General features: G+C 39.8%; 1 pseudogene. It reads right to left on the bottom strand.

Features of this window, described 5'->3' with window-relative positions:
• Position 1: 1 nt before the first annotated feature.
• Positions 2-1,363 (bottom strand): annotated as a pseudogene (locus tag GBH70_RS16360) (IS4 family transposase).
• Between the last annotated feature and the right edge of the window lie 167 nt (positions 1,364-1,530).

Here is a 1,530-nt window from a genome sequence, read left to right as displayed (position 1 = left end):
CTCAACTTTCGCAGAGTGAAATTGGCAAATAAGCTTTGATATAACTAGGTAGGCCAGAGATCCACTGTTCCAGTTGACTTTGAATTAACTTTTTAAATCTTTTATTGGTCTGTTTTAGTGCGTCTTGAAGAAGCTCGATTAACTGCTGCAATGCAACAGCCCAATCAAGTTCATTTACTTCGTCGCAAAGTTCATAAAACAGCCCGCCTATTGTTCTTTGATCGGTGTTGCAGCGGTTTTGCCACGATAGCACGATAAAACGTGCAAATACAATAGTGGTATGGCTGATTAACCCATCATATGAGCGACTTTGGAACTCTTTTTCAAGTTTTAAAAGCGATTTTGTCGTCTTAAAGAACACTTCAATATCCCAACGCATCCCATAGATTCGAACAATTTCCTGTTCGGAAAGGGTGCAGTCCGTACTGAGGAGGGCAAGCCATTCACTTTTCTTGTTTCTGTTTTGAACGAATATAACTTTTACAGGAGTTACATTCGCCATAACGGTACGGATAGAGCGAAGGATACCCTTCTTCGACTGTAGGGGTTGAGCCAGGCGATAGAGCTGCTTTAACGAAACCAGCTTTCCGTCAACGTTATATCGTTGTTTTGTTTCCTTGACCATGCCAATCACGTCTAAACCTTGTTCCACAATGGCTTTGACAAGTGGAGGCAAAGTAAACCAAGAATCCATTAGAACATAGCTTGCATTTATTCCACTGGCAAGCGCTCGTTTGAGCATACTAGGGATCTGTTCGGGTTCTGACTGTAAAGCATTTTTACGGCGTTTATACCCACAGGTACGTTTATCAATTTGTTCAGAGATTCCATTAATCTGAGCCTTCTTGGAACTGAGTAAAGAGAAGTCAATGGGCATGAAGGTGTAGCCGTCCGACCAGCCTAAAGTTAACATGCGAAATCCTTTATAAAAACGCATTTTAAGAGAAGCGTGGTCAAAGCAACGAGCCAGCAGTTCTACTTTTTTACTACGATTTCGATAAAACGATGAGTCATCAACAATGAAGACTTTAGGACGACTTTTGTCAGTAAGGCGTTCTACTTTGCGAATAGTAAATGTGCTCAAAAGAAGTAAAAACCGCCGCCAGTTGAACGTCGATTGGTTTAAGAAACGATACACGGCGTCCTTGGCTGGGAATTGATCTGCTTTCTTTGACTCAAGAAGAGAAAACCAATTCTTGTGTTGGAAAATCAAGCAGAAAACAAGTTGAAACAACTAAGAACAACTAAAACCAAAGGATTTTTTAATGCCAGCATGGCGTAAGTGCTTCTTCATTTCAAGCTCAGAAAAAACAGAATCAAGTTCTTTTGGTAGTTGATTGTATTGGCAATTTTGGTCTATCATGTAGAGGACACCTCTTCTATGTGGTAGTGATTTTTTGTCAATCTCACTATACCAAGGAACGAGGTGTTTTTCATTTTATATTCATTTTGTCAAACAACATAATGGATAGACTTAAAGTTCAATACAGCCAACGATTAGCACTTATTTTATTGGTGCGAAAGTTGAGT

This window comes from Weizmannia acidilactici, assembly GCF_008974225.1.
Lineage (GTDB): Bacteria > Bacillota > Bacilli > Bacillales > Bacillaceae_C > Weizmannia > Weizmannia acidilactici.
Note: the sequence above shows the minus strand (reverse complement) of the source record. Positions and strands in the feature narration are given on the sequence as shown.